Origin of the sequence: Neisseria sp. HMSC065D04 (assembly GCF_001815675.1) — a bacterium.
Classification (GTDB): Bacteria; Pseudomonadota; Gammaproteobacteria; order Burkholderiales; family Neisseriaceae; genus Neisseria.
In genome coordinates this window covers 1-5,370 of sequence record NZ_KV821553.1, presented here as the reverse complement: position 1 = coordinate 5,370, position 5,370 = coordinate 1, and the positions used below count along the sequence as shown (strand labels likewise).

The 5,370-nt window shown below is 56.7% G+C and carries 3 protein-coding genes and 1 pseudogene; all 4 read right to left on the bottom strand.

The features are described from left to right. Window positions 1-153 precede the first annotated feature (153 nt). Window positions 154-1,770, bottom strand: coding sequence for an FAD-dependent 5-carboxymethylaminomethyl-2-thiouridine(34) oxidoreductase MnmC1 (gene mnmC / locus HMPREF3050_RS11860; protein WP_070774929.1), 1,617 nt, complete (start codon window positions 1,768-1,770; stop codon window positions 154-156). A 55-nt stretch (window positions 1,771-1,825) separates the two neighbouring features. Further along, entirely contained in the window at window positions 1,826-3,835 is a 2,010-nt protein-coding gene (locus HMPREF3050_RS11855; protein ID WP_070774928.1) for a site-specific recombinase, read from the bottom strand. Window positions 3,836-3,990: 155 nt separating this feature from the next. Further along, window positions 3,991-4,782 carry an NAD(+) synthase gene (gene nadE, locus HMPREF3050_RS11850; protein ID WP_070603126.1) on the bottom strand — a complete coding sequence of 264 codons (792 nt, stop codon included), beginning with the start codon at window positions 4,780-4,782 and terminating at the stop codon, window positions 3,991-3,993. 2 nt (window positions 4,783-4,784) lie between these two features. Beyond that, a pseudogene (locus HMPREF3050_RS11845) lies at window positions 4,785-5,370 on the bottom strand (hypothetical protein); the annotation flags it as partial.

Here is a 5,370-nt window from a genome sequence, read left to right as displayed (position 1 = left end):
CTTGTCCTGATTTAAAGTTAATCCACTATAAAAGAAACAGGTCGTCTGAAAAAAGACGGCCTGTTCCGTATGGGCATGGGATGCGACATTATAGTGGAAACGGAGGTCGATTGACAGCGTGCTCAGGCAGCTTTTCAGACGACCTCCTACGCATCAAAGCAAAGGCTGCTGCCGCACGATGGCGCGGATGACGGCGCGGTTTGGATGCAGGGCGGTGCGCAGGCGTTGGGACAGGGGCTGGGGCAGGCCGAGGATGTCGGCGGTAATGGCGGCGGCGCAGACGGGGGCGGTGGCGAGTCCGCGGGTGCCGTGTGCGGTGTTGATGTAGGCGTTCGGCAGGTAGGGACAGGGGATGTTGTCGAGGCGGTAGTTTTTGTCCAACGCGAGTTTGGCGTAGGCGGTCTGCATGGCGGCGATGTCACCGAGTGCGCCGACGACGGGCAGGTGGTCAGGGCTGTCGCAGCGCAGGGCGGCGTGTCCTTGTGGTTGTTCAAAGGGGTCGTCTGAAACCGAGCGAAGCGGGTTTTGTTCAAACAATGATTGCGCCAATGGCGGGTTGAGTTGTTGCAGGGCGGCGCGGTTGGCGGTTTCTTCGTGCGGGTGCCAAGCGTCGTCGTTGCTGTTGAGGACGAAGGTTGCGCCGTAGCAGTGTTGCCCCTGCCAGCTCGGACTGATGTAGCTTTCGCCGGATAGGGCGCAGCGCAGGCGTTCGGAAAAACCGCTCGCCGCCGCTACGCCGGTTTGTCCGCGGATTTGGCGGAAAGGCAGGGCGGAGACGTTGGCGTCGGCGGCGTTCGGGCTGTGTGCGCCCATGCAGTAAATGATGTGGCTTGCGCTGAAGCTGCCGCGCGGCGTGTGCGCCGTCCAGTTTGCGCCGTCGTATTCGGCGGAGGATAAGGGCGTGTCTTCGTGCAATGCAATCAGTGGATGAGCCAGCAAGGTGCGGACGACGGCGGGCGGGTTCAGCCATACGCCCTGCGGCCAATAGAGGCCGTCTGAAAAGACGTCTATGCCTGCGATTTGCGCGGCTTCGTCGGCGGACACGCTACGGTAAAGGTGGGCGTGATGTTGTTGCAAACCCAATGCCTGATTGCGCTTGCGTTCGGCTTCGTCGAAATTGAGGTGCAGCACGCCTTCGCCGCCCCATGCGTCGGAATCGGGCAACAGGTCTTGCAGTAGGCGGCGGGTGTAGCCGTAGCCGGCCAGTAGCAGTTCGGTCTGCTCGGTGTCGTGCGGCGAGATTTTGGCGTAGAGCAGCCCTTGGCGGTTGCCGCTGCCGCCTTGCGCCGCTTTGCCCGCTTCCAAAACGGTAACGCGCACGCCGTGTTCCGCCAGCTTGCGCGCGGTTGCGGCGCCGGCAATGCCCGCGCCGATAACCAGCGCGTGTTCGGGCGGAGTGGTGGCTTGAGGTCGTCTGAACCAAGGTTTGACAGGCTTGGGGGCGGCTTGCGGTACGGCTTCGGTCTGCCATTCGATACGGTCGAAATGTTCGTGCAGGCTGTCGGCGCAGTGTGGCGGGACAAGCCAGAGATGTACGTCGGGCAACAGGTTTTCCAGAAAGTTGACGCTGTTGAACTGAAGGCATTTCACGGCTTGGTCGAGGCGGGTTTTCAGACGACTTTCCAACTCGGTCGGGGCATCGGACAAAGGAAAATCGGGAATGCGGTTTTCGGTCAGGCAGGCAATCAGATGCAGCGGCGCGGGATGAGTTTCGATAACGCGGGCAAGTTCGGCGGGGGCGGGCGGGGTGTTCCAAGCGAGGATGGGCATAGCGGGGTCGTCTGAAAAAGAGGTTGATTACTGAAGCGCCGTCTGTCGGCTTGCCTTAATGCTTTTCCCCCTGTTCTTTAACCGGCTCTTTGGTCTGAACCGGCGTAACCGGGAAAAACAAGATCAGCGGGTTGGCCTTAATCTGCTGCCAGAAGCTTTTGCACAAATTGCCGACGCTGCCGATTTTCGTGCCGCGCGAGCGCAGGGCGACGAAGAGGGCGAGGGTGAAGCTGACGATGAGGTTGACCAGACCGATGGCGAGGACGCTGCAAATGCCGAGCAGGAATGTGCCAAAGCCAATGTTGCCGCTGACGGCGGCGTAGCCGAGGTTGGCAGAGGAGAAGGCGACATGGCGGATGTCCAGCGGCAGGCCGAGGAGGTGTCCGAAGTAGCCGGTCATGCCCAAGAGCATCCCGAAGATGAAGTTGCCGACCAGCGAGCCGTAGTGTTTGTGGATGTAGGCGGCGAGGATGCGGCGGGGTTTGGGGCGCATGATTTTGCGCAACAAGGGGTTGAAGGGCAGGCGTTGACGCAGGTTGAGGTAGTCGGCGCGGTTGTCGAAGAAGCCCGCGATGATGCCGGAACAGAACAGCCACAAGCCTGCAATGGCGGCATACCATAGGGTCGGGTGGCCGATGATGTCTATGGATTTGAACTGGTAGGCGGTGGTGTGGGCATCGAGTATGGGCTGTTGGTGCAGATGGGTATAGCCGAACGATATGGCACACGCCAAAAGGATAGCGATGGAAACGTTGCCGAAGACGGCGACGCTTTGGGAGCGGCATACGTCGATAAGGAGCTTGGCGAGCTTGTTGTCCACCGCTTTGCCGCCTTCGTTGAGATCGACCTGTTCGGCGAAGCTGGCGGCGGTCATGGCGGGCTGTTTGGTGGCGACGGTGCAGTGCAGCATATGGATGAGCATGAAGCCTATGCCGTAGTTGAGCCCTGACAGCAAGGAGGTAACGAAGGGGCTGAAGCCGAGTGTGCCGATGTGGATTTTGTGCAATGCCATCAGGGCGATGATGACGCCGCCACCCGCCGCGGAGTAGAACATTTTGAAATATTCTTTGCGGTTGCGGGTGATGTAATGCTCGCCGTGGTGGCTTTTGTTTTCGGTAATGCTGCGGGCGAGCATGCGTATGCTGCTGCGGCGCAGGTGGCGGGTACTGTACTGCTCGACCGCAGCGTAGATGAGGGAGTTCATCAGGGTGATGGTCAGGCGGTTGCGGTTGCCGGCATCGGTTTGGATGTCGGTGAGCAGTTTCAGGCGATCTACGGTCTGCTGGAGCCGTTCGAGCAGGTGGGCGACTTTGACGGACGAGCCTGAACCTGCACCCGTCCCTTTTCGGCGCAGATAGTCGATCTGGCTGCAACATTGGTCGAACATGACTTCGAGGTGGGCGGTGTCGTAAGGAGTGGTGTCGTTGCGGTAGTGTTCGACCAGTTTGGCGGTTTCGCGCTGGAGGGCGACGAAGGGCGAATCGGCTTCGAGCAGGCGCGGGGCGATGCGGATGAGGTCGGGTTCGATGGCTTCGGAGGCAATCCAAATGGCCAGCATTTCGATGGCGCGCAGACGGGCGTCAACCAACTGGCGGCAGGCGTTTTGCAGCAAGGCGGGATCGGCGCTGGTGCGGATCAGGTCGTACAGGCTCAACCATTGGCGGATGCTGAGGGTTTGCAGCCATTTGTCGTCGTTTTCGGAGTGGAAAAGGTAGAGGAACACTTCGCGCAGGTTGGCAAAGTCTTTGTAGGACGGGCTGAAGCGTTCGTAGATGCGTATGCCCATCTCGCGGGTAAAGCTGTGGCGCGAGAAGATGCCGAGTTTGATCAGCGCGGGATAGATGTGGACTTGAGAAAGCCAGTGGTAGAAGCGGCTGCTGAAATTTTTTGCGAGTTCTTCGTCTTGTTTGAGCGTGGCGATAATCAGGTCGAAACGTTCTGCCGCCTGTTTTTTGCCGCCGCGCCGCAAAAATTTGATTAAGGCATTCAGAATAAGGACGAAATCGGTGTCGGTCAGACTCTTCGACAGAAGAGGATGTAGATTTTGGTGAGTAATTTTTTCCATTGCGGTATTTTTACACAAAACGGCGGGTTTGATAAGTTCGGGTAATTTATGCAATCCGCGGTAAGTACCGTCGATATTATGAAGCCGTGCCTGATGGTTTATACCATCTTTGTTTTTTAAGGTCGTCTGAAAACCGTTTTCAGACGACCTCTTGTTTATTTCAGCATCTCTTCGGGAATGTTGCAGACGGGAATCGGATTGACTTTGTGTTGCATGGCTTTGTGCAGGCGGGTGTAGATTTCCAAGACTTCGCGCTGCCTGCCTTCAAAATCTTCGGGACGGTGCGTGCCGTAAATGCTCATCGCCCATTCGAGTTCGGGATAGCTTGCGCCCATCTGTTCTTCGTCCGTACGCTCGGTATCCCAAAGCCCGTCGGTCGGCACGGCTTTTTGGATGGACTCGGCGATGTCCAGTTCGGCGGCAATTTGATAAATCTGCGTTTTGGTCAAGTCTGCAATCGGGCTGATGTCCACGCCGCCGTCGCCGTATTTGGTGAAAAAGCCCACGCCGAAATCTTCGATTTTGTTGCCCGTACCGGTAACCAGCAAACCGTTTAGCTGACCGTAATAATAAAGCGTCAACATCCGCAGGCGGCTGCGGGCGTTGGCAAGCGCAAGCTGTTTGGCGGGGAACTCGGTTTCATCGACCTCGACATCGGCGGCAAAGGTATCGAAAGTCGGCGTCAAATCCACGCGCATCCCGCTGACGTTGGGAAACGCCTGTTCCAACCGGCGGATGTGTTCCTGCGCGCGGCTGACTTGGTCGGCTTTTTGGCGGATGGGCATTTCAAGCAGCAGAACCTTCAGTCCCGTCCGTGCCGCGATGGCGGAAACGACTGCGGAATCGATACCGCCGGAAACGCCGACGACAAACCCCTTGGCGTGTGCGGCGGCGGCATAGTTTTTCAGCCAGTCGGCAATATGGCGGATAACGGCTTGCGTCTGCATGGTCAGGCTCCTGATTTGAAAGGGGGAATCATACCCGATTTTGAGAGGCTGCGGCATATGGACGGGTCGTCTGAAAACACAGGTTTGGCATTGCGAAACCGATTGCCGTGTTTGCGATATTGTCGGTTTGAGTTTTTCAGACGACCTGTGTCATGAGCGGTTGGCTCCCGTGTTTTAATGAGATTTTTTGTTTGACTTGTCTTTATATCGATAGATTTGCAGATTGGTTGACCTGCCGCCCTTGAAAGAATTGATTTCATAAGTAATGCCATCGTATACGGCGCGCGTGTACTGATCAGCTCTTCATTCAGCGGCTGTTTCTGTTTAAAGGCTTCGATGTTTTGGATATGTTTGTCCAACAGGTTTTTAAACAGGTTGTCCGGTTTGTTTTTATGGTCGATGGTGGAAATGATTAAGTCGGGGATGGTGGTGTCTTTCAAGATAAGTCCATCGTTTCCAATCACAGCATCCACACCGTCTACCTTGTTATTGACATGATATATGTTGACACTATATGGACATCCCAACTTGACAAAGTCTTTTAAAACTATAGATACAGAAAAAAGATTGGCAAGGTAGTCAGCGGCG

What these genes read in the sequence shown, in the direction of transcription:
- mnmC (WP_070774929.1), bottom strand. Translation starts at nt 1,770, where the DNA reads ATGCCCATCCTCGCTTGGAACACCCCGCCCGCCCCCGCCGAACTTGCC.
- HMPREF3050_RS11855 (WP_070774928.1), bottom strand. Translation starts at nt 3,835, where the DNA reads ATGGAAAAAATTACTCACCAAAATCTACATCCTCTTCTGTCGAAGAGT.
- nadE (WP_070603126.1), bottom strand. Translation starts at nt 4,782, where the DNA reads ATGCAGACGCAAGCCGTTATCCGCCATATTGCCGACTGGCTGAAAAAC.